The organism is Cytobacillus luteolus (assembly GCF_017873715.1).
In the GTDB taxonomy this organism is placed as follows: domain Bacteria; phylum Bacillota; class Bacilli; order Bacillales; family Bacillaceae_L; genus Bacillus_BV; species Bacillus_BV luteola.
In genome coordinates, this window is record NZ_JAGGKM010000002.1 from 477050 (window position 1) to 495572 (window position 18523).

Sequence of the window (18523 nt, forward strand, 5' to 3'; positions counted from 1 at the left end):
TAACACATTCACTCGTTAATAAGAATAACGATTGTTTTTGAACTTTGGTTCATTTACATTTTGAGTGACAGTTTCCTTTTTATAGTTCTTCTCATAGTTTACGAACATTGATACGTTTAAAAGAATACCCATACAAAGCAATAGTAAGATCATGGAGGACCCACCATAGCTAATAAACGGCAATGTTACACCTGTGATTGGAATTAATCCAGTTAAACCTCCAAGGTTAATAAAAGTTTGAATGGCTAACATAGAAGAGATTCCGATGGCTAGTAAACTACCAAATGGATCTGTGCACTTCCTTGCAAGTAGCAATCCTTTAAAAATAATAAATGCCAATAAGAATATGACGAACAGAACTCCAAATAAGCCCAACTCTTCTGCAATGACAGCCATTATAAAATCTGTATGGGCTTCAGGTAAATAACCAAACTTTTGAATACTTTGCCCCAGCCCTAAACCTGTTATTCCCCCCGAACCCATTGCAACATAGGAATTTATCAATTGGTAACCTGCATCTCCTTCATGAAGGAATGGGTCTAAATACCCCTGAAACCTAGAGATTCTCTCTGTAGTAAAGATAGACTCTCTTTTTAACAAGAGAAAGGGGAGGAACAAAGCTACACATGTAAGGCCGAAAAATAGTAGTTTAATTATATTTCTTATACCCATTCCTGAGCAAAGAATAATTGTACCAGCAATTAAACTAATAATAAATGCTGTACCTATATCAGGCTGAACCATCACGAAAAAGCAAATACCTACTGTGAATAAAATCGGAGGGAGCACCGCTCTATTTAAGTCATTAATGTATGACTGTTTTTTAGCATATACTGCTGCTAGATAGATGATTACACTAAGCTTTGTAAATTCAGAAGGCTGTATTCCCCTTGTCCCAAGCATTAACCAACTTTGGGCATTATTTGCTGTTGCTCCAAATACAGCAACTAACAATAGCATTCCTATAGAACCAAAGACGATTAAAGATAAGAGTTTTGAACTGGCATAGGCCTTATATGGAAAAATCATTGCTGCTAGAAGGCCTATAAATCCAACCATCATGGATAATTTTTGTCTGTCGTAGAAAAACTCAGGATTATTAATCTTAGGATGAGAGGCAGCAAATACCATGCTCGAACTATACACCATAACTAACCCAAAAAAGCAAAGCATACAAATAGCTATCAGTAAGGTATAATCATAAGATTTTATAATTTTTTTAAACATTACGCATCGTCCTCTAGTCAATCAAATAAATACTATGTATTAATTACTTCTATTTAAATTGATTAAATCCTTTTAAATTTTTACTATCCCAAAGGGATAGCTGGAATATAGATAATTAGTTGTAAAAAAACTCAAACTATCCTTCTTAAGAATAGTTTGAGTTTTCTAATCGTTTTTTTATACCTTTTACTGTATAGTACTACTATCTTCTTACAGAAGACTCATGAAGTGCAGATAATTCTCGCTCTAACTTATCAAGTAATTCTTTTCCATCCAATTCTTCAACGAGACCAAGTCGGACAGCAAAATCTATTTCCCGTGATAATCCAAACATTTGTGTATCTAAAACTTCCTCATACAATGGACATTGAGGCATAGTTAAATTATCCATTTGGACCTTAATTAATTTTAATATTTTATCAGCATCTGCTTTAAGAAGAGCATATGCTTTTTCGCGATGGTTGATAACGATTTCAGATGTCATTTTAAACCCCTCCGTTCCGAGCGATTACCTAATCCTATCTATAAATATTAACGTGAAAACCATAAAATTGCAAGAGAAATTGAATAGACTCTAGTATATTAAATACTGCTAGATAGGATTTCCTATTAGAATAAACATGGTATTTAAGTGACAAACCTAACCAATAAATTTATACTAATAAATGAAAGGTTGGTGCAATAAATTGAATTCAATCATTATGCTAGAAGGAAAGGTAGATTTTAAAATAACACTTGATCCTGGTGTTTGGATTTTTGACGACCGAAAAGTGGACTTAACCACTTACTTCACTACAACTCATACAGAAGTAGATGAATTAGAAGAATATACAAAATCAGTTTCAAAGCATTGGGACCGAGAGATACAAGAAGGGGCTATCTATCCTCCTACCTTAAAAACTGAAACAAAATTTAAGAAAGAACAAATACTTAAAGGTACTTTCGGAATCCCATTCCGTTATTTTATTAAAAATGCAGGACCGCTACAGGGATCGTCTACTCTACTCATTGAAACAAAGAATGGTGAAATCAAAGTGCCATTAGAGAAGGCCAATGACTCTATACTAGGTTTTTCAAAAGAAGGAAAGCCTCTTAGGGAGGACGGACCTATTCACTTCTACTTTGGAGATGGATCAAATCACCAAGAACCGATTAAGGACATTATAAGTTTTAGGATTGAATAAAAAATGAGCCACTATCGGCTCATTTTTTCTACTTTATAATATATCTGCTGCAAGTTGTGCTAGACCAGATCTTTCTCCCTTTACTAATTTAATATGACCTGCTATCTTCTGATCTTTAAATTTTTCTAAAACATAGGTAAGTCCATTATTATATTCGTCGAGATAAGGATGGTCAATTTGTTCTGGGTCTCCCATTAGAACAATTTTACTTCTATCTCCAACCCTAGTTAAAATGGTTTTTACCTCGTGCTTCGTAAGGTTTTGCGCTTCATCAATTATGATATATTGTTCTGGAATGCTTCTACCTCTAATATACGTCAAAGCCTCTACTTCAATTGATCCCATTCCGGCCAAAATCGCATCGAGTTCTCCTGGCTTCTTGGTATTAAATAAATACTCAAGGTTATCAAATATTGGCTGCATCCAAGGTCTTAATTTTTCTTGTTTCTCCCCCGGTAAATAGCCAAGGTCCTTTCCAACTGGAACGATAGGTCTTGCTACCAACAGCTTCTTAAATTTTCCGAGGTCTTCAGTTTGCAATAATCCAGCTGCTAGCGCTAGTAACGTTTTCCCTGTACCTGCTTTTCCGATTAAGGTAACCAGTGGGATGTCGTCACGTAATAGAAGTTCAAAGGCCATAGACTGTTGAGCATTCCTTGGTCTAATTCCCCATATATGATCGTGATTGAAGACCAGTTTTTTTACTTTTTTCCCGATATGATCAACAATACCTATAGCTGAAGAAGAAGTACCTAACGCATCTTTCATTACGATAAACTGATTTGGATAAAAAGGATGGTTCGCCAATTCTGATAAGCTTAGCTCCCCTTTTTCGTAAAAACGATTAAGCAAATCCGTATTCAAATATAGAGTTAACTCTCCAGTATATATATGGTCTACTTCAACAACACGGTCACTTAAAAAGTCCTCTGCCTGTAATCCTAAAGCATCCGCTTTAACTCTCACAAGAGTATCCTTACTAACCAAAATAACAGCTCTTCCATTTTCCTTCGTTTGTTCTTCCAGTGATAAATTTTTTGCCACCGCCAAAATGCGATTATCATTCGTTTTTTCTACAAATATTTCCTGAAGTTGGTGAAAGGATCGATGGTTTAACTCAATCCTTAATACTCCACCATTTTCTAATGGAATCCTTTCATGTAACCTCCCTGTTTCACGTAAACGATCAATTAATTTAGATACATGTCGCGCATTTCTCCCAATTTCATCCATATAGCGCTTTTTTGAATCAACTTCTTCTAGGACAACAGCTGGTATAACAACCTCATTGTCTTCAAATGAAAATATTGAATGCGGATCTTGCAATAATACATTTGTATCTAGAACATAAATTTTACTCAAACTTCCGCCTCCTACCCTATTATTTTTTTCTGTTTGTAAAGGGAGTGAAACAGGTGTCCGACCAATCGGAAGCAATAAATTGACAAACTCCTTTTTATTTCAAACAAAAAATTTAATTGATATAGGATATGTTTTTTAAGGACTCCTTGCAACCTAGTGACCTCTGTTGGACGGACCGTTGATAAAAATATATGAGAGCATGTATAAAGATAGAAGAATTATTAAACAATAAAATAAGAAAAACTTAGTCTAGGTACCTAAACCTAGAAGTAATAAGGAATTTATTTGAGGAGGGAAAATTTTGAAAAGATTACTTACAGTTATCATTCCTATTGCCTTCATCCTAGCCAGTTGTGGCGCAAATCAAAATGCAGATGAAGGAAACGATAATAGAATTCACGTAAAAAACACAGCGGATGACTATGTTGACAGAAAAACAGGGCAAGAAATCTCAGAGCATTTAGTGGAACTTGCCTCAAGTATACCAAGTGTAAATGACGCAACAGCAGTTGTTCTTGGTAACTTTGCAGTTGTTGGTATTGATGTAAACGCAAAGTTAGATCGTTCACGTGTAGAGTCTATAAAATATTCAGTCGCTGAAAGTTTACAGCATGACCCATATGGGGCGAATGCTATCGTAGTTGCAGATGCTGATACTTTTGAAAGACTTAGACAAATGGGACAAGAAATACAAGATGGTCGTCCAATCGTTGGTATTTTGGATGAGTTAGCACAAATAGTTGGCAGAATCATTCCTGATGTACCAAGTGACATTATTGATAATGACAACGCAAATCCGACAGAACAAAATGATAACCAACTCAACCCTAAGCAAGAAAAGAAGTTAGAAAAGGAACAACAAGATCAATCTAAAAATCATATGAATAATCGACAATAGTAGAAAAAGGCTGCTTAATGATTTCCCATTTAGGCAGCCTTTGCTTGTTATACATTATACCTTTTCATTGCATCCAATACTTGTTTATCTAATTTTTCAGCGGCAGTAACATCGTATGTTTTTTCATATTGTGGTTCAACTGATATTTTTGATCCATAAAACATAACATCACGGACTTCATTAATGAATATCTCAATAAGTGCTAACTTAAGAGGCACATCCTCCATTTTTTCTGCTTTAATGCTTGCTCTACCACTAATTGAATAATTCGATTCAAAGGCTGTTACATTTAAAACAACCGAAGGATTCTTGAGTATGTTCTTTACAATCCTAGACCGATTATCAACTGCAACGTAAATTCTCTTTTTGTCTGGGGCAAATACCCATGATATTGCATTTACGTTAGGTCCACCACTTTCATAATCAACTGTTGATAAGGTAACAAATCGTTCTCGTTGAAATATGTCAAACAATGGCTGAATTAATTGTAATTCCACTTGATTTGCCATCATATCTCCTCCTACTGAGCTTTTCTATAGTTTATATCATACCTTTTTTTAACAAAAGATAAAACAATCGTTATTGAATAGTATGATTTCATGCTATACTAAAACAATAAAGAAACCGATCCACAATGTACAATTGATATGTATTTGGATATGTATTATAGGAGTGTAAAAAATGAGAGTAAAATGTGTATTATGTGATCAAATCAAGAACATCGAGGACGAATCCAGTCAAGCTAAAAAACTGCGAAATAGACCGATACATACTTATTTATGCCCTGATTGTAATAAAAGAATTGAGGACAGAACAAACGAAAGAATTGCTACAGGTAAATTTAAATTATATCGAAAAAAAGTTAAAAAAGATGACCTATTTTAAAAAGCCGAACAGAATGTTCGGCTTTTTTTATTCAGGATAATTAATATATTTTTCGGGTTCCTGCTCGATTTGGTCATGCATAATATCAATCAACTCAGCAGCAAAACGAGCTTTTTTCTCTTCACCATCTTTTTCAAAGATAACGAAATACATTAACTCATCCTTTTCTACTTTAATATTGCTAACTTTGTGATCTGTTTTCAATATATCATCGAATAAATCGAATGTGTCACGTGCCGCTGTATCGTCCGGGCGTGCATCTGCTACAACCTTAATCGTTAACCAATTATAAAGAGTATCTTGTAAAGATTTCAACTTTCGTTCACCTACTTTACTGTTGATTCTTGTTTTTTGGATTGATGTAATCGAATTTTATAAACAATTAGAACAAGAGCTGCAACGACGAGGCCCTCTGCTACCGGCAGAAAAACACCTAAAAAGGTTAAGAAAGTTCCTCCTAATGCAAGAAAGAAATAAATAACTACCGATTTTAATATTGGTAACTTCTTAGCAAATCCGAGTTTATAAACAACAATCGAAAGTCCAACGATTGTAATGTATAAAAGCCACATTCCTACTGTAGGATTTGTATCTACTCCAAATAGAGCAGCAAAAAATGATAATTCTTCACTAAGTACCATTGTTAATCCCCCTTGGGTCAATCTTTATATCTATAAAGTAACAGAAAGAGACAAAGTTCTCAATATATGCGCAAAATAAGACCCTACAACCATTAAAAAGTTGTAGGGTACGTACTATTATTATTTTGCTGCTTCTGCTAATTTCTTTTTCTTCGTAACTCTTTCACGTTCGTTTTTATCTAGAATCTTTTTGCGAAGACGAATAGATTCAGGTGTAATTTCACAATATTCATCATCATTTAAATACTCAAGAGATTCCTCAAGTGACATTAAACGAGGTTTTTTCATTGTTGTCGTTTGATCTTTGTTTGCAGAACGCATATTTGTCATTTGCTTAACTTTAACTACGTTAACTGTTAAGTCATTTTCACGTGTATGTTCCCCAACAATCATACCTTCATAAACATCAGTACCAGGTTCAACGAAAATCGTACCACGATCTTCAATTCCCATAATTCCATATTGACTCGCTTTACCGCTCTCCATAGAAATAAGAACACCTTGTCTACGGCCACCTACTTGACCCGAAGCCATAGGCTGGTAGCTATCAAATGAATGGTTGATAATACCGAAACCTCTAGTAAGAGTTAAGAATTCAGTAGTATAACCAATTAGCCCTCTTGCAGGAACCATGAAAATTAACCTTACTTGGCCATTTCCATTATTAATCATATCAAGCATTTCACCTTTACGTGCACCAATTGACTCCATAATAGAACCAGTATGTTCTTCAGGAACATCAATTTGAACTCGTTCTACTGGCTCAGAACGAACACCATCAATTACACGTACAATAACTTCTGGTTTTGATACTTGAAGCTCAAAGCCTTCACGACGCATATTCTCAATTAAGATAGATAAGTGAAGTTCTCCACGTCCTGAAACGACCCAAGCATCAGGTGAATCTGTATTTTCAACACGTAAACTTACATCAGTTTCTAATTGAGCACGTAGTCTCTCTTCGATTTTACGAGCAGTTACAAATTTACCTTCCTTACCAGCAAATGGACTATTGTTAACTAGGAATGTCATTTGTAGTGTTGGCTCATCAATTCTAAGCACAGGTAGGGCATCCTGGTGAGTTACAGGACACACAGTTTCACCGACGTTAATGTCTTCCATTCCTGATACTGCAACTAAATCCCCAGCTTTTGCTTCCTGGATTTCAATTCGCTTTAAGCCAATGAAACCAAACATCTTAGTAACACGGAATTGTTTTACGCTACCGTCTAACTTCATAAGAGCTACTTGCTCGCCAACCTTCATAGTTCCACGGAAAACACGACCGATTCCAATACGACCTAGGTAGTCATTGTAATCTAAAAGGGCAACTTGGAATTGAAGTGGTTCGTCACTATTATCAACTGGTGCAGGAATATGCTCTAAAATAGCTTCAAAAAGCGATTCCATATTTTCATCTTGTTTTTCAGGATTTGCACTAGCTGTTCCATTGATTGCCGAAGCATAAATTACAGGGAACTCTAATTGCTCCTCTGTAGCATCTAATTCAATGAATAGGTCAATTACTTCATCAACAACTTCAGCTGGGCGAGCAAAATCACGGTCAATTTTGTTCACAACAACGATTGGAGTAAGCTTTTGTTCTAACGCCTTTTTTAACACGAAACGTGTTTGTGGCATACAGCCTTCATATGCATCAACAACAAGTAGAACTCCATCAACCATTTTCATGATACGTTCTACTTCTCCACCGAAGTCAGCGTGACCAGGTGTGTCCATGATATTAATGCGCTTATCTTTATAGTTAATTGCCGTATTTTTCGCTAAAATTGTTATTCCACGCTCACGTTCAATTGCATTTGAGTCCATGGCACGTTCTTCAACCTGTTCATTAGTCCTAAATGTTCCAGATTGATGTAATAACTTATCAACCAAAGTAGTTTTCCCATGGTCAACGTGGGCAATAATCGCGATATTACGGATATCATTGCGAATGTTCAAGTTTTTCATCTCCTAATTATTCGTCTCTATAATTACAACTTTGATATTATACCACAAAGATAGTGGTAAAGTAGCAAGTTTATTTGTAAAATAAATATTAAGTACGGTAGGTACAAGTTGTAACCACCCTACTACTCAAGGGGGACTTCATATGAATTCAATCAACTTCCCGATGCTAGGTATTGCTTTATTAACTGCAATTTGCATTATGCTTATTGGAGTTTCTATTGCTTTACGCAGTGTATTAGGTATAGTGTTGTCAATCGTAGCGGTTTTTATTGTTACGGGTTTTGGCTTTGTTACCAAGAAAAAGCTTCGTGAAAAAGGCAGGATTTAATTTCCTGCCTTTTTCTTATTATAATGGATACACGAATACTAAATAATTTTGACCGGTTTTATCTTTTTCAATTTTAAATTGCTCAAAACCGCAATTCCCTAAAAACATGGACCATTCGTTTATTTCGATTGGTATCCCGCAAAATATTGCCTCGTCTCCTTTTGAGAGAGCTTTAATCGCAAGTTCTTTGATAATTCTCCTTGCAAATCCTTTATTCCTATGCTCTTTCGCAATTAATATGGTTCCAAGCCACATTTTATTATTTGAAGGTGCCTTATTAACAGTAAAGGTTATTCCAATAAGAATACCTTTGTCTAACCATACCTGCCAGTCCCCTTGTAAAGAAGTATAACCATGCATATATGCATCCAGTGACAAATCTTTTAATTCATTCTCCTTCCAAAGAGGACTATCCTCTATCAGGATGGTAAAGAAATCTAAATGGTGAGGAGCCATTTCAATTGGTTTCATTGTTCACACCTACTTTAGAACATAATCCTCTACTATCGTTTTATGTAAACTTTTGTTCGTTACAAGTATTGTGTTTTCCCCTAAGAAATTTAATGAATTTCCATCTAACGTTGTAACAATGCCTCCCACTTCTTCTATAAGGATTGCTCCTGCTGCAAAATCCCATGGAGATAGTCTCATTGAGATATAGGCATCAAGTCTCCCAGTAACGACATACACAAATTCAAGAGTAGCTGCTCCATAAGATCTTGTTCCCCTCACTGACTTAACAAGTGGAGCTAATATGGATGAATCGATTCGTTTGTTGTCGGTTACCCATGTAGCGTTTATTCCTAAAATAGCTTTATTCAACTCAACAAAAGGAAGCTCTGGAATAGGATCATCATTTAAAAAAGCTCCATTTCCACGAATGGCATGATAAAGTTCATCATGCACAACATCATAAACCATACCAAACTTTCCAACCCCGTCCTCATATAAAGCTACTGAAATGGCAAAGTTTCTTTGTTGATGGATAAAATTCATTGTTCCATCAATAGGATCGATAATCCATACAAATCCTTGAAGCGATTCAAGCTTATCACCAAACCCTTCTTCACCCATTATTTTATGGGTAGGGTATGAAGCTTTTATATGCTGTATAAAAAATTGTTCAGTTTCTCGGTCTATGTTTGTGACTAAGTCATCAGCATTTGATTTAGTGTGGATTGTTAATTTCGTTTGAAATGAATCTCGAATCCGCTTTCCTGCCTCACGGGTCCACTTGACTCCATTTCTATACATTTCATTTAAATCACCCATCACCGAACACCCTTTTCTTTTAAAATGGTTGATATAAGATTAAGGTAAATAAGGGTGGAAAATCAAGTAATTCTCACTGACCCACAAATAAAAACGAACCTTCTTTGGCTCGTTTTTATATGCCAACCCCTATAAATTTAAGCTTTCAATTGGATCATTTCACTTCTTATTTTTTCAAGTTTTTTTACACATTCTTGTTTCTTTTTTTCATCTTTATTTATCATCGCATCATAAAGGGTTGCCAATTCATAATCTAACTCAAGACGTAACACAGCAATGCGCCTCTTACTATCATTAAGTTTCAACGCGTTTGTCACTTGCTTCATTCTCCTGCACCCCTTTCTTTATTTTCGAAACACGTAACAGTTACCTTATTTGTTTTTAGAAGGATTAATTATTATTAGGTTTACTTTATAATATGTGGATTCTGTCTCCATGCAACAAATATGTGCGTTTACCTAGAGTAAATACTATATAAGACCCTGATTGATATTCACTCTGAGTATTTCGTTATATATTAGACAATTAGTATGATACTATTGTAAAAGCAATGTTTTGGAGGTATACATATGGATTTTAAAGGTTTTACGAATGAGGATTTTAATGTATTTACGATTGAGGGTTTAGATGCCCGAATGGAGGCACTTAAAGAAACCATCCGACCAAAGCTTGAGGCTTTAGGAGAGCATTTTTCTCCTACATTATCAACCATAGTTGGAGAAGAAATGTTCTTTCATGTTGCTAAACATGCGAGAAGATCTGTTAATCCACCTAAAGATACCTGGGTTGCGTTTGCAAATAATAAAAGAGGGTATAAAATGGTCCCACATTTCCAGATAGGATTATGGGAAACACATCTTTTCATTTGGTTTGCTGTGATTTATGAAGCAAACGGCAAAGAAATGTTTGGAAAGTCGTTAGAAAAAAATATAACTAAAATTAATGAGTTAATCCCTAGCGATTTTGTTTGGTCAATGGATCATACAAAACCTGAGGTGATATCGAATCAAGGGCTATCTCAGGATGACTTATTATCCATGTTCACCCGTCTGCAAACAGTAAAAAAAGCAGAAATTTTATGCGGTATAACAATTGACAGAAATACTGCAGTGGAAATGACATCTGACCAGTTTATTCAAAAAGTTGATGACACGTTTAAACAACTCATTCCCTTATACCAACTATCTAGTAATTCTAAATAATAAATGAATGAAGGCAGAAGATACTTCTTCTGCCTTTTTACTTAACCCTTAATAGTTACATTTCCCTCTGCTTCTTTCGCTTTCTTAATAACCCTATATGAAGAATATCCGCTTATTTCTTCAAACTCGCGGTCTATCTGTTTTTCTTCAGCTTTACTAGGGACAATTTCTTTAAATCTTCGATATGTAATCATTAAATCCTCACGATTAATTCCTTTCTCATATGCTTTTTCTACTGACTGATAAAAATTTATAACATCAATGATTTCTTCTGTTTTCCAGTCAGGTGAAATCGGGTATTGATAATCCAAAATGAAACACCTCAATATAGTCAATTTTTCTATTTATTATTGCCATTTCCTACGTATTTCTTCCCCTTCTAAGATCATACGTTCAAATAACTGCTTAACGGAAGGGATATCATGTATTAAGCCCATTACTTGCCCTGCCCAGGCATATCCCTCATTAATTTCTCCATCATAAATATACCTCTTATTTGAAATACCACTAATATAATCTTTTAAACCTTCATAGCCACAATTCATTTTTTCTAATTCAAGGATTTTCTTTGTCCATTCATTTCCAATAGCTCTTCCTGGTGCTCCTAGCGATCTTTTTATAACGACTGTATCACTTTCAGAACCCTTCACTAGAGCCTCTTTATAAGTTGGGTGAGCATGAATACATTCTTTGGTAGCTATAAAACGTGTTCCCATTTCAATTCCTTCAGCCCCTAAACTAAGAGCTGCCATTAGACCTCTTCCATCACCAATTCCACCGGAAGCAATTACAGGGATGCTTACACTTTCTACAACCTGAGGAATCAACACAAAAGTACCAGTATCATCTTTTCCTAAATGACCGCCTCCTTCTTGACCTACAACCATTACAGCATCTGCTCCAAGCTCTTGTGCCTTTATTGCTTGACGTTTGGCAGCCACTAAAACGAGTTTTTTTATGTCCGTACCCTTTAATTGGTCGAATACTGGAGTAGGATTTCCACCAGTCATGGACACAACCGGAACATTTTCTTCAATTGCAACATCAAGCATATGTGAAAAAGGTCGCCCATGCTGCCCGATAGCAAAATTTACACCAAATGGCTTAGACGTTTTCTCTTTAACTTTTCTTATTTCTTCACGAAGTTCCTCTGGACCATCTAATGACATAGCCGTGATTTGTCCTAATCCACCAGCGTTTGACACCGCTGCAGCTAAATCTGCATAAGCTAGATAAGCGAGTCCACCTTGAACAATTGGATATTGTATTCCTAGAAGTTTCGTTACTCGAGTTTCCCAATTCATATGAACAACCTCCCTTTTTCCCTCTACCTTTTCATTCTCTATTTCTAAACAGAATCCTTTTTATTTCTTGAATTCATGTTTATTAATAGTACTGATGAGTTACTTTAATAACATACAGAAATTTCTATGCAAATGGTGCGATAAATGCTATAATTCATTTGTTTTATGACTTGGCCAATACGTAATATTTGTATATAGATGAAATAATAACAAACTGCTATCTTATTGGCTTAAAAAATATCGATTATTAAAGAGGTGCGTGCTAAAATTGTCACAATCAGAAACACCATTATTCAGTGGATTAGTTAATCATTCAAAAAGAAACCCTGTTCAATTTCATATTCCTGGCCATAAAAAGGGCACCGGAATTGACCCTGAATTCCGAAATTTTATAGGAGATAATGCTCTATCAATTGACTTAATCAATATCGGACCGTTGGATGATCTTCATCAACCAAAAGGGATGATTAAAAAAGCACAAGACCTTGCAGCAGAAGCATTTGGTGCTGATCATACGTTTTTCTCTGTTCAAGGTACAAGTGGAGCAATCATGACAATGGTTATGGCAGTCTGTGGACCTGGGGATAAAATTATCGTTCCAAGAAATGTTCATAAGTCTGTTATGTCAGCGATTGTTTTTTCAGGTGCTGTTCCAGTTTTCATCCACCCAGAAATTGATAAGGACTTAGGAATATCTCATGGTATAACAACGGATTCTGTTGAAAAGGCACTTGAACAACACCCTGACGCAAAAGGTGTTCTAGTAATAAACCCAACCTATTTTGGGATATCTGCAGATTTAAAGCAAATTGTTGAAATTGCTCATTCCTATGAAGTTCCTGTATTAGTCGATGAAGCTCATGGTGTACACATTCATTTCCATGAAAAGCTTCCATTATCTGCAATGCAAGCCGGTGCTGATATGGCAGCTACCAGTGTTCATAAATTAGGTGGATCAATGACTCAAAGTTCGATTTTAAATGTAAAAGAAGGCCTTGTTTCACCAAAACGTGTTCAGTCGATTATAAGTATGCTTACAACAACATCTACATCGTACTTATTATTAGCCTCTCTTGATGTAGCAAGAAGACGACTCGTGATGGAAGGTCATGACCTAATTGAAGAAGCTATTCGACTTGCTGAAAAAACACGTAAAGAAATAAATGAGATTGAAAATCTTTATTGTATTGGTAGAGAAATTGTTGGTTCAAAGGCAACGTTTGATTATGACCCCACCAAATTAATTATTTCTGTTAAAGCACTTGGTATAACAGGTTATGAAGTTGAGGGCTGGTTAAGAGAAAAATACAATATCGAAGTCGAACTATCAGATTTGTACAATATTTTGTGTATTATTACCCCTGGTGATACTGAAAAGGAAACCGCTATATTAATTAATGCTTTAAAGGAAATGGCAAATGAATTAAAGCAGCATAGTGATGTAGACCATAAGCCCGCTGTACTGCTACCAAATATTCCACGCTTAGCATTAACTCCTAGAGATGCTTTTTATGCTGAGACTGAGGTGGTGCCTTTTGATCAATCGGCAGGAAGAATCATTGCTGAATTTATTATGGTGTACCCTCCTGGGATTCCAATCTTTATTCCTGGTGAAATCATTACCGAAGAAAATTTGACATACATTAAAAAGAATATAGAGGTAGGTTTACCAGTTCAAGGCCCGGAAGACAGTGAATTATCTACACTTAGGGTTATTAAAGAGCATAGAGCGATAGAATAAAGAAAAAGCATGCAAATTTGCATGCTTTTTTAATATATATAACTAATCTTTTATTTTTTATCTCTTGGTTCACAGTTACACTCTTCACATTTTGCATAAAGCGTCGTTACTTTTTCGTCATCGAAATGGTCAATTGTGTTATTACAATTTTGACATACGATTGTTCCCATTGTTTCAAAAACCCCTTCCAAAGCATTTTTGTTTGATTATGACGATATTTGTTAACGAAGCACCCACTATGAAAGCGCTTAACGTTATGTTATTTATATAATAATATGTCACAATTAATTAGTCAATGGTTAATTGTATGTCATAATTATTTTTTGTTTAGCTTTCTTTTTAACTAGTAATTTGGTTTTGGATAAGTACATTGAACTTATTCTCTAACATCCACTTCGCTTTCCACGTGTGGTTAATATAAAAACAGACCAAGCACTATATGCTGGTCTGCATTAATTAAACTATTCATATTGTGTTTCAAATGGAATATGTGGTAAGGATGTTTTAAAGAAATCAGCAAGATCGGCAGCTTCTTCAAGGGTATCAATGCGGAAGATTCGACGTAGATAATCTAGATCCTCAATATCTTTTGGATCGAGGAGGGTTGATCGTCCTGTTTGCATACAAATGACTAATGGTTTGCCAAAGAATAAATTCGTATAAACTATACCAAAATCGTATCGTACATTTTCAGTTGTAAACCCTACAAAACGTACCTTTACATTTTCTTGATCATCATATAGTTTGTCAAATAGATTCATAGAATACCTCCTTATAAGATTTGATTATTCAGAATATTATTATAACTTATAAAACAGCTTTTTACAAGCCTCTTTACGATTATTTGTTGTCAATAACTTTTAATAAATGCTAGAATGGACTAGTATTATGAAGTTTTTATTAGGAGTGAACCGAATGGCAAACGCATACATAAAACTCGTTCCAGGCTCAACTAAACAAGAAATTACACTTGATGATGTAAAAGAGCTTTTTTACTATTATAAAGAGATTACCAGTAAAACCGGACAGCAAGTAAGCTGGGAATACGGAGACGCAGCCTTTCCATATGATATAAAGGAAAACAACGAGGAAGGTACAAACTGGTTTTATTTAAAATCTACAGATAGTCGTTATAACCTTATTGTATTAGGTGTAGGTAAAGAAGAAATTGAAGATGAAGAAAATAAAACTGAACAATATTATATTCAAATTACTCTCCCTCAAGCCTCAACACATGGGGATAAAGGAAAAGCAAACGAATTCTGTAAATTTTTAGGAAAAAAACTTCAAGGCGAGCTACACTTATTTAATGGTAGAATTATGTACTATTATCCTAGAAAGTAATAAACACGGGTTTAATTACCCGTGTTTTTTGGCGTTTCAATTACCTTAGGATCGACAATTTCATATCCTTTTGACTGAAGACCTGTTACAATATCAGCCAATGCGGCATTTGTCCATTCTCTATCATGCATTAAAAGATTAGCTCCATGTCTCAACAGTGGAGTATTGACCATTATATCTGCTAAAGACTCTTTGGTACGATAGTCTTTTTCCCAATCATACCCGTAAGTCCAGTTCATTAAAAGCATCCCCTCTTGTTCAACCAATTGCCTACTGTAGTCAGTATTTACACCAAACGGCGCCCTGAAAAATTGAGGCCTTTCTCCTATTATCTCTTCAATCATATCGCTAAGGCCCACAATCTCCTTGTACTGCTCCTCTTCAGAACTATCTTTCAGGTTTGCATGAGTCATTGTATGATTACCTATCGGAAATCCCATCTCATGAATTTTCATAAGTATCTCTTTTTCTTCATTAGAATCAATAAAATGCCCGTTTACAAAGAAAATTGCACTTACCCCTAATTCCTTTAATGTTGATGCCATCTCTAAAGCATGTTTGTCTGGAGCATCATCTATGGTAAGAAGGACAACCTTTTCGTTAGCATCACTAATAGGCTCAATTGCCCAGTTTGAAGGATTCAAACGGTGTGTTGGTTTTGTGACCCCTTCCTTATGCTCTACTTCAACACTATCTTCTTTTTCAGTAACATCTTTGTTTGCTTCATCAACTTTTTCTGGTTCTGTTTTAGGAGGCACCTTAGTTTCCTCAGTGGAATTATGTTCTTGATCTTGTGGCATCGATTTTGGATTATCGTTTGTTGTTCCACAGCCGGTTAAAAAAATTGCAAGGATGACTAGTCCGAGTGTTTTTTTCATGCTGCTTTCCTCCTTTTTATTTTGCACCTTTCCATTATAGTAAAAAACTGCCTCAGTTTATATAGCCAACCAAAATAACTGCTGACATGAAAAGAATGCCGCCATTGTTACTAATGTAGTGAATAATGCTTTTCGCTTTGTTAACCCAATGGTTGTTGCAACCCAGAATGCTAAATAACTAAATACAAGAAAGAGAATGGATTTAGACTTAATACTATCTTGATTTGAAACCCATGCAGCGATTGAAAAACTACTCCAAATCAAAAATTGGACCAATATTATCACATATACCCTCATAATGAAAGCCCCTTCACTTGAATTAAACATTTGTAATATATATGTTCAATTGGCGCTATCTATTTTTCATTTCTGTAACAATTACATGACAATCGAAAGAATTATTTGAAGACATGATAGAATGAATTTAGAATTTGTCGATTAACTTAGAAAGAAGTGGACCATCGTATATGAGAAGCTTAGTTATTTTTATGCTATCATTTCTTTTGCTCTCATCCTGTCATCTCGCTCAAAACACTCCATCAAGCCCTGTCTTCAACAATACAGAGAAACAATTACTATTTTTTTCTGATGAAGACAACTTGCATAATGAATCCAGCTATTATGATGCCTTATTAGAAATTAAAAAAACCTATCCTGAAATCGTTACGTCAATGAAGGTAATTCCATCTAGCGAGAAGGTCCGTTATTCAAGTTTTGATGTAGACACCTTTCCAACCTTACTTGTAATTCATGACAATCAAATCATTGCACAAATTGAGGGAGATTTATCAAAGGAAGAAATAATACAACCCTTAATTGATGTTTTAAAATAAAAATCGCTCTCAAGTAAAAATGAGAGCGATTTTGTCTGTCTATTTATTTTACAATATGAATCGGACTACCAATCGCTACCTCTGCAGCTTCCATGGTAATTTCACCTAAAGTCGGGTGAGCATGAATGGTCATTGCTAAGTCCTCAGCAGTCATACCTGCTTCAATCGCTAGTCCTAGTTCGGCAATCATATCTGAAGCACTTGGTCCAGCAATTTGCGCACCAATTACTAATCCATCCTCTTTCCGAGTAATTAGTTTCAAGAAGCCGTCAGCACTGTTAAGAGCTAATGCACGCCCGTTCGCACCGAATGGGAATTTTGATGCAGTAACATCGATACCTTCTTCTTTTGCCTCTTTTTCGGTATATCCAACAGATGCAAGCTCAGGGTCTGTAAATACGACTGCAGGGATTCCAAGGTAATCGATCTCTGAAGCATGACCAGCAATTGCTTCCGCAGCAATTTTAGCTTCATATGAAGCTTTATGAGCTAATGGTGGTCCTTCTACGATGTCACCAATCGCATAGATATTACTAACGTTTGTACGACATTGTTTATCAATTTTAATTAAACCACGTTCTGTCACTTCAATACCTACTTGCTCTAAGCCTAACTCATCTGTATTTGGACGACGACCTACCGTTACAAGTACGTAATCAGCTTCAACTGTTTTACTTTCACCTTTTACTTCAAAGGTTACTGTAGCACTATTTTCAGTTTGCTCTACACTTTTTGCCAATGCATTAGTATGGATTTCTGCACCTTTTTTCTTAAGCTTCCTTTTAACTAGTGAGCTCATTTGCTTTTCAAATCCTGATAGAATTTCATCAGCACCCTCTAAGATTGTAACCTGTGTTCCAAAGTTAGCGTAAGCTGTTCCTAGTTCTGTACCGATGTAGCCACCACCGATGACCACAAGCTTTTTCGGAATTTCCTTAAGACTTAAAGCACCGGTTGAATCCAATACTCTTCCACCATATTTAAATGCAGGTATTTCGATAGGACGAGAACCTGAAGCAATAATTGCATTTTTAAATGTGTATGTTTGTGCAGAATTTTCATCCATTACACGCACAGAATTGCTGTCAACAAAGTAGGCTTCGCCACGTACAATTTCAACTTTATTACCTTTTAGTAATCCTTCGACTCCACCAGTAAGTTTGTTGACAACGCTTGACTTCCATTCTTGCACCTTCGAAAAATCAACAGTCACATTATCAGCTTTTATACCCATATCCTCTGAATGTAACGCATGCTCATAACGATGAGCAGCTGAAATTAATGCTTTAGATGGAATACATCCAACATTAAGACAAACTCCGCCTAGTGTGCCTTTTTCAACGATTGTAACCTTTTGCCCTAGCTGGGAAGCACGAATCGCAGCAACATATCCACCAGGCCCAGCACCGATAACGAGTGTATCGGTTTCAATTGGAAAATCTCCTACTACCAT

Annotated in this window: 25 protein-coding genes; 8 read left to right on the forward strand and 17 right to left on the reverse strand. The window is 35.6% G+C overall.

Translation table 11 applies throughout. From position 1 onward, the window contains the following. Positions 1-15 precede the first annotated feature (15 nt). Together J2Z26_RS07210 and J2Z26_RS07215 are read right to left on the reverse strand one after the other, a co-directional pair. Positions 16-1227, reverse strand: coding sequence for an FtsW/RodA/SpoVE family cell cycle protein (locus J2Z26_RS07210; protein WP_193536921.1), 1212 nt, complete (start codon positions 1225-1227; stop codon positions 16-18). 202 nt (positions 1228-1429) lie between these two features. Then, positions 1430-1711, reverse strand: a complete 282-nt coding sequence (locus J2Z26_RS07215; protein ID WP_193536923.1) for an Fpa/YlaN family protein — start codon at positions 1709-1711, stop codon at positions 1430-1432. Between the two features lie 202 nt (positions 1712-1913). Between J2Z26_RS07215 and J2Z26_RS07220 the strand changes: the two genes are divergently transcribed. Then, positions 1914-2411, forward strand: coding sequence for a peptidyl-prolyl cis-trans isomerase (locus tag J2Z26_RS07220; RefSeq protein WP_193537363.1), 498 nt, complete (start codon positions 1914-1916; stop codon positions 2409-2411). Positions 2412-2444: 33 nt separating this feature from the next. Here J2Z26_RS07220 and J2Z26_RS07225 read toward each other — a convergent pair whose 3' ends face one another. Beyond that, positions 2445-3773: a PhoH family protein gene (locus J2Z26_RS07225; protein ID WP_193536925.1), complete on the reverse strand. Its 1329-nt coding sequence runs from the start codon at positions 3771-3773 to the stop codon at positions 2445-2447. Between the two features lie 301 nt (positions 3774-4074). Here J2Z26_RS07225 and J2Z26_RS07230 point away from each other — a divergent pair, with 301 nt between their 5' ends. Then, positions 4075-4671, forward strand: coding sequence for a YhcN/YlaJ family sporulation lipoprotein (locus J2Z26_RS07230; protein ID WP_193536927.1), 597 nt, complete (start codon positions 4075-4077; stop codon positions 4669-4671). A gap of 47 nt (positions 4672-4718) precedes the next feature. Here J2Z26_RS07230 and J2Z26_RS07235 read toward each other — a convergent pair whose 3' ends face one another. Continuing rightward, entirely contained in the window at positions 4719-5180 is a 462-nt protein-coding gene (locus J2Z26_RS07235; RefSeq protein WP_193536929.1) for a pyridoxamine 5'-phosphate oxidase family protein, read from the reverse strand. 172 nt (positions 5181-5352) lie between these two features. Between J2Z26_RS07235 and J2Z26_RS07240 the strand changes: the two genes are divergently transcribed. Further along, positions 5353-5556, forward strand: coding sequence for a YlaI family protein (locus J2Z26_RS07240; RefSeq protein ID WP_193536931.1), 204 nt, complete (start codon positions 5353-5355; stop codon positions 5554-5556). A 27-nt stretch (positions 5557-5583) separates the two neighbouring features. Here the strand turns inward: J2Z26_RS07240 and J2Z26_RS07245 are convergent, their stop codons facing one another. The 3 genes from J2Z26_RS07245 to typA all read right to left on the reverse strand — a co-directional run bounded on the left by J2Z26_RS07245 (position 5584) and on the right by typA (position 8159). Continuing rightward, a complete protein-coding gene (locus J2Z26_RS07245) occupies positions 5584-5871 on the reverse strand; it encodes a hypothetical protein (protein WP_193536933.1) in 288 nt (95 codons plus the stop codon). An 11-nt stretch (positions 5872-5882) separates the two neighbouring features. After that, complete coding sequence (locus J2Z26_RS07250) at positions 5883-6197, reverse strand: YlaH-like family protein (RefSeq protein WP_193536935.1); 315 nt, start codon at positions 6195-6197, stop codon at positions 5883-5885. A gap of 120 nt (positions 6198-6317) precedes the next feature. Further along, on the reverse strand, positions 6318-8159 hold the full coding sequence (gene typA, locus J2Z26_RS07255) for a translational GTPase TypA (protein WP_193536936.1): 1842 nt from the start codon (positions 8157-8159) through the stop codon (positions 6318-6320). Positions 8160-8310: 151 nt separating this feature from the next. Between typA and J2Z26_RS07260 the strand changes: the two genes are divergently transcribed. After that, positions 8311-8496: a YlaF family protein gene (locus tag J2Z26_RS07260; RefSeq protein WP_193536939.1), complete on the forward strand. Its 186-nt coding sequence runs from the start codon at positions 8311-8313 to the stop codon at positions 8494-8496. A gap of 18 nt (positions 8497-8514) precedes the next feature. Here the strand turns inward: J2Z26_RS07260 and J2Z26_RS07265 are convergent, their stop codons facing one another. The 3 genes from J2Z26_RS07265 to J2Z26_RS07275 all read right to left on the reverse strand — a co-directional run bounded on the left by J2Z26_RS07265 (position 8515) and on the right by J2Z26_RS07275 (position 10094). Beyond that, complete coding sequence (locus tag J2Z26_RS07265) at positions 8515-8967, reverse strand: GNAT family N-acetyltransferase (protein WP_193536941.1); 453 nt, start codon at positions 8965-8967, stop codon at positions 8515-8517. 9 nt (positions 8968-8976) lie between these two features. Continuing rightward, the gene (locus tag J2Z26_RS07270; protein WP_193536943.1) at positions 8977-9768 is read right to left on the reverse strand and encodes an inositol monophosphatase family protein; all 792 of its coding nucleotides are present in this window, start codon (positions 9766-9768) and stop codon (positions 8977-8979) included. A gap of 137 nt (positions 9769-9905) precedes the next feature. After that, positions 9906-10094, reverse strand: a complete 189-nt coding sequence (locus tag J2Z26_RS07275; RefSeq protein WP_193472623.1) for a hypothetical protein — start codon at positions 10092-10094, stop codon at positions 9906-9908. A 243-nt stretch (positions 10095-10337) separates the two neighbouring features. On the opposite strand from J2Z26_RS07275, the gene J2Z26_RS07280 reads away from it, so the two are divergent. Next, positions 10338-10970: a YktB family protein gene (locus tag J2Z26_RS07280; RefSeq protein ID WP_193536945.1), complete on the forward strand. Its 633-nt coding sequence runs from the start codon at positions 10338-10340 to the stop codon at positions 10968-10970. Between the two features lie 41 nt (positions 10971-11011). Here the strand turns inward: J2Z26_RS07280 and J2Z26_RS07285 are convergent, their stop codons facing one another. Next, positions 11012-11281 (reverse strand): UPF0223 family protein, encoded by a 270-nt coding sequence (locus J2Z26_RS07285; RefSeq protein ID WP_193536947.1) that lies wholly within the window; start codon positions 11279-11281, stop codon positions 11012-11014. Between the two features lie 36 nt (positions 11282-11317). Further along, a complete protein-coding gene (locus tag J2Z26_RS07290) occupies positions 11318-12274 on the reverse strand; it encodes an NAD(P)H-dependent flavin oxidoreductase (RefSeq protein ID WP_193536949.1) in 957 nt (318 codons plus the stop codon). Between the two features lie 268 nt (positions 12275-12542). Here J2Z26_RS07290 and J2Z26_RS07295 point away from each other — a divergent pair, with 268 nt between their 5' ends. Further along, positions 12543-14015, forward strand: coding sequence for an aminotransferase class I/II-fold pyridoxal phosphate-dependent enzyme (locus tag J2Z26_RS07295; RefSeq protein WP_193536951.1), 1473 nt, complete (start codon positions 12543-12545; stop codon positions 14013-14015). A 50-nt stretch (positions 14016-14065) separates the two neighbouring features. Here the strand turns inward: J2Z26_RS07295 and J2Z26_RS07300 are convergent, their stop codons facing one another. Both J2Z26_RS07300 and J2Z26_RS07305 read right to left on the reverse strand, forming a co-directional pair. Further along, positions 14066-14185, reverse strand: coding sequence for a GapA-binding peptide SR1P (locus tag J2Z26_RS07300; RefSeq protein ID WP_193536953.1), 120 nt, complete (start codon positions 14183-14185; stop codon positions 14066-14068). Between the two features lie 291 nt (positions 14186-14476). After that, positions 14477-14776 (reverse strand): DUF3055 domain-containing protein, encoded by a 300-nt coding sequence (locus J2Z26_RS07305; protein WP_193536955.1) that lies wholly within the window; start codon positions 14774-14776, stop codon positions 14477-14479. A 154-nt stretch (positions 14777-14930) separates the two neighbouring features. On the opposite strand from J2Z26_RS07305, the gene J2Z26_RS07310 reads away from it, so the two are divergent. Next, positions 14931-15359, forward strand: coding sequence for a DUF1885 family protein (locus J2Z26_RS07310; RefSeq protein ID WP_193536957.1), 429 nt, complete (start codon positions 14931-14933; stop codon positions 15357-15359). 11 nt (positions 15360-15370) lie between these two features. Here the strand turns inward: J2Z26_RS07310 and J2Z26_RS07315 are convergent, their stop codons facing one another. Together J2Z26_RS07315 and J2Z26_RS07320 are read right to left on the reverse strand one after the other, a co-directional pair. Continuing rightward, a complete protein-coding gene (locus J2Z26_RS07315; RefSeq protein WP_193536959.1) occupies positions 15371-16237 on the reverse strand; it encodes a polysaccharide deacetylase family protein in 867 nt (288 codons plus the stop codon). A 57-nt stretch (positions 16238-16294) separates the two neighbouring features. Then, positions 16295-16534, reverse strand: a complete 240-nt coding sequence (locus tag J2Z26_RS07320; RefSeq protein ID WP_193536961.1) for a hypothetical protein — start codon at positions 16532-16534, stop codon at positions 16295-16297. Positions 16535-16704: 170 nt separating this feature from the next. Between J2Z26_RS07320 and J2Z26_RS07325 the strand changes: the two genes are divergently transcribed. Further along, positions 16705-17070 carry a small peptidoglycan-associated lipoprotein gene (locus J2Z26_RS07325; protein WP_209794320.1) on the forward strand — a complete coding sequence of 122 codons (366 nt, stop codon included), beginning with the start codon at positions 16705-16707 and terminating at the stop codon, positions 17068-17070. Positions 17071-17113: 43 nt separating this feature from the next. On the opposite strand, the gene lpdA is transcribed toward J2Z26_RS07325, so the two are convergent. Beyond that, complete coding sequence (lpdA, locus tag J2Z26_RS07330; RefSeq protein ID WP_193536964.1) at positions 17114-18523, reverse strand: dihydrolipoyl dehydrogenase; 1410 nt, start codon at positions 18521-18523, stop codon at positions 17114-17116.

Bases quoted from the DNA above. Each gene is read 5' to 3' on its own strand.
- J2Z26_RS07210 (WP_193536921.1), bottom strand. From the start codon at position 1,227: ATGTTTAAAAAAATTATAAAATCTTATGATTATACCTTACTGATAGCT.
- J2Z26_RS07215 (WP_193536923.1), bottom strand. From the start codon at position 1,711: ATGACATCTGAAATCGTTATCAACCATCGCGAAAAAGCATATGCTCTT.
- J2Z26_RS07235 (WP_193536929.1), bottom strand. From the start codon at position 5,180: ATGGCAAATCAAGTGGAATTACAATTAATTCAGCCATTGTTTGACATA.
- J2Z26_RS07240 (WP_193536931.1), top strand. From the start codon at position 5,353: ATGAGAGTAAAATGTGTATTATGTGATCAAATCAAGAACATCGAGGAC.
- J2Z26_RS07250 (WP_193536935.1), bottom strand. From the start codon at position 6,197: ATGGTACTTAGTGAAGAATTATCATTTTTTGCTGCTCTATTTGGAGTA.
- J2Z26_RS07260 (WP_193536939.1), top strand. From the start codon at position 8,311: ATGAATTCAATCAACTTCCCGATGCTAGGTATTGCTTTATTAACTGCA.
- J2Z26_RS07265 (WP_193536941.1), bottom strand. From the start codon at position 8,967: ATGAAACCAATTGAAATGGCTCCTCACCATTTAGATTTCTTTACCATC.
- J2Z26_RS07270 (WP_193536943.1), bottom strand. From the start codon at position 9,768: ATGGGTGATTTAAATGAAATGTATAGAAATGGAGTCAAGTGGACCCGT.
- J2Z26_RS07275 (WP_193472623.1), bottom strand. From the start codon at position 10,094: ATGAAGCAAGTGACAAACGCGTTGAAACTTAATGATAGTAAGAGGCGC.
- J2Z26_RS07280 (WP_193536945.1), top strand. From the start codon at position 10,338: ATGGATTTTAAAGGTTTTACGAATGAGGATTTTAATGTATTTACGATT.
- J2Z26_RS07290 (WP_193536949.1), bottom strand. From the start codon at position 12,274: ATGAATTGGGAAACTCGAGTAACGAAACTTCTAGGAATACAATATCCA.
- J2Z26_RS07300 (WP_193536953.1), bottom strand. From the start codon at position 14,185: ATGGGAACAATCGTATGTCAAAATTGTAATAACACAATTGACCATTTC.
- J2Z26_RS07305 (WP_193536955.1), bottom strand. From the start codon at position 14,776: ATGAATCTATTTGACAAACTATATGATGATCAAGAAAATGTAAAGGTA.
- J2Z26_RS07310 (WP_193536957.1), top strand. From the start codon at position 14,931: ATGGCAAACGCATACATAAAACTCGTTCCAGGCTCAACTAAACAAGAA.
- J2Z26_RS07315 (WP_193536959.1), bottom strand. From the start codon at position 16,237: ATGAAAAAAACACTCGGACTAGTCATCCTTGCAATTTTTTTAACCGGC.
- J2Z26_RS07320 (WP_193536961.1), bottom strand. From the start codon at position 16,534: ATGAGGGTATATGTGATAATATTGGTCCAATTTTTGATTTGGAGTAGT.
- J2Z26_RS07325 (WP_209794320.1), top strand. From the start codon at position 16,705: ATGAGAAGCTTAGTTATTTTTATGCTATCATTTCTTTTGCTCTCATCC.
- lpdA (WP_193536964.1), bottom strand. From the start codon at position 18,523: ATGGTAGTAGGAGATTTTCCAATTGAAACCGATACACTCGTTATCGGT.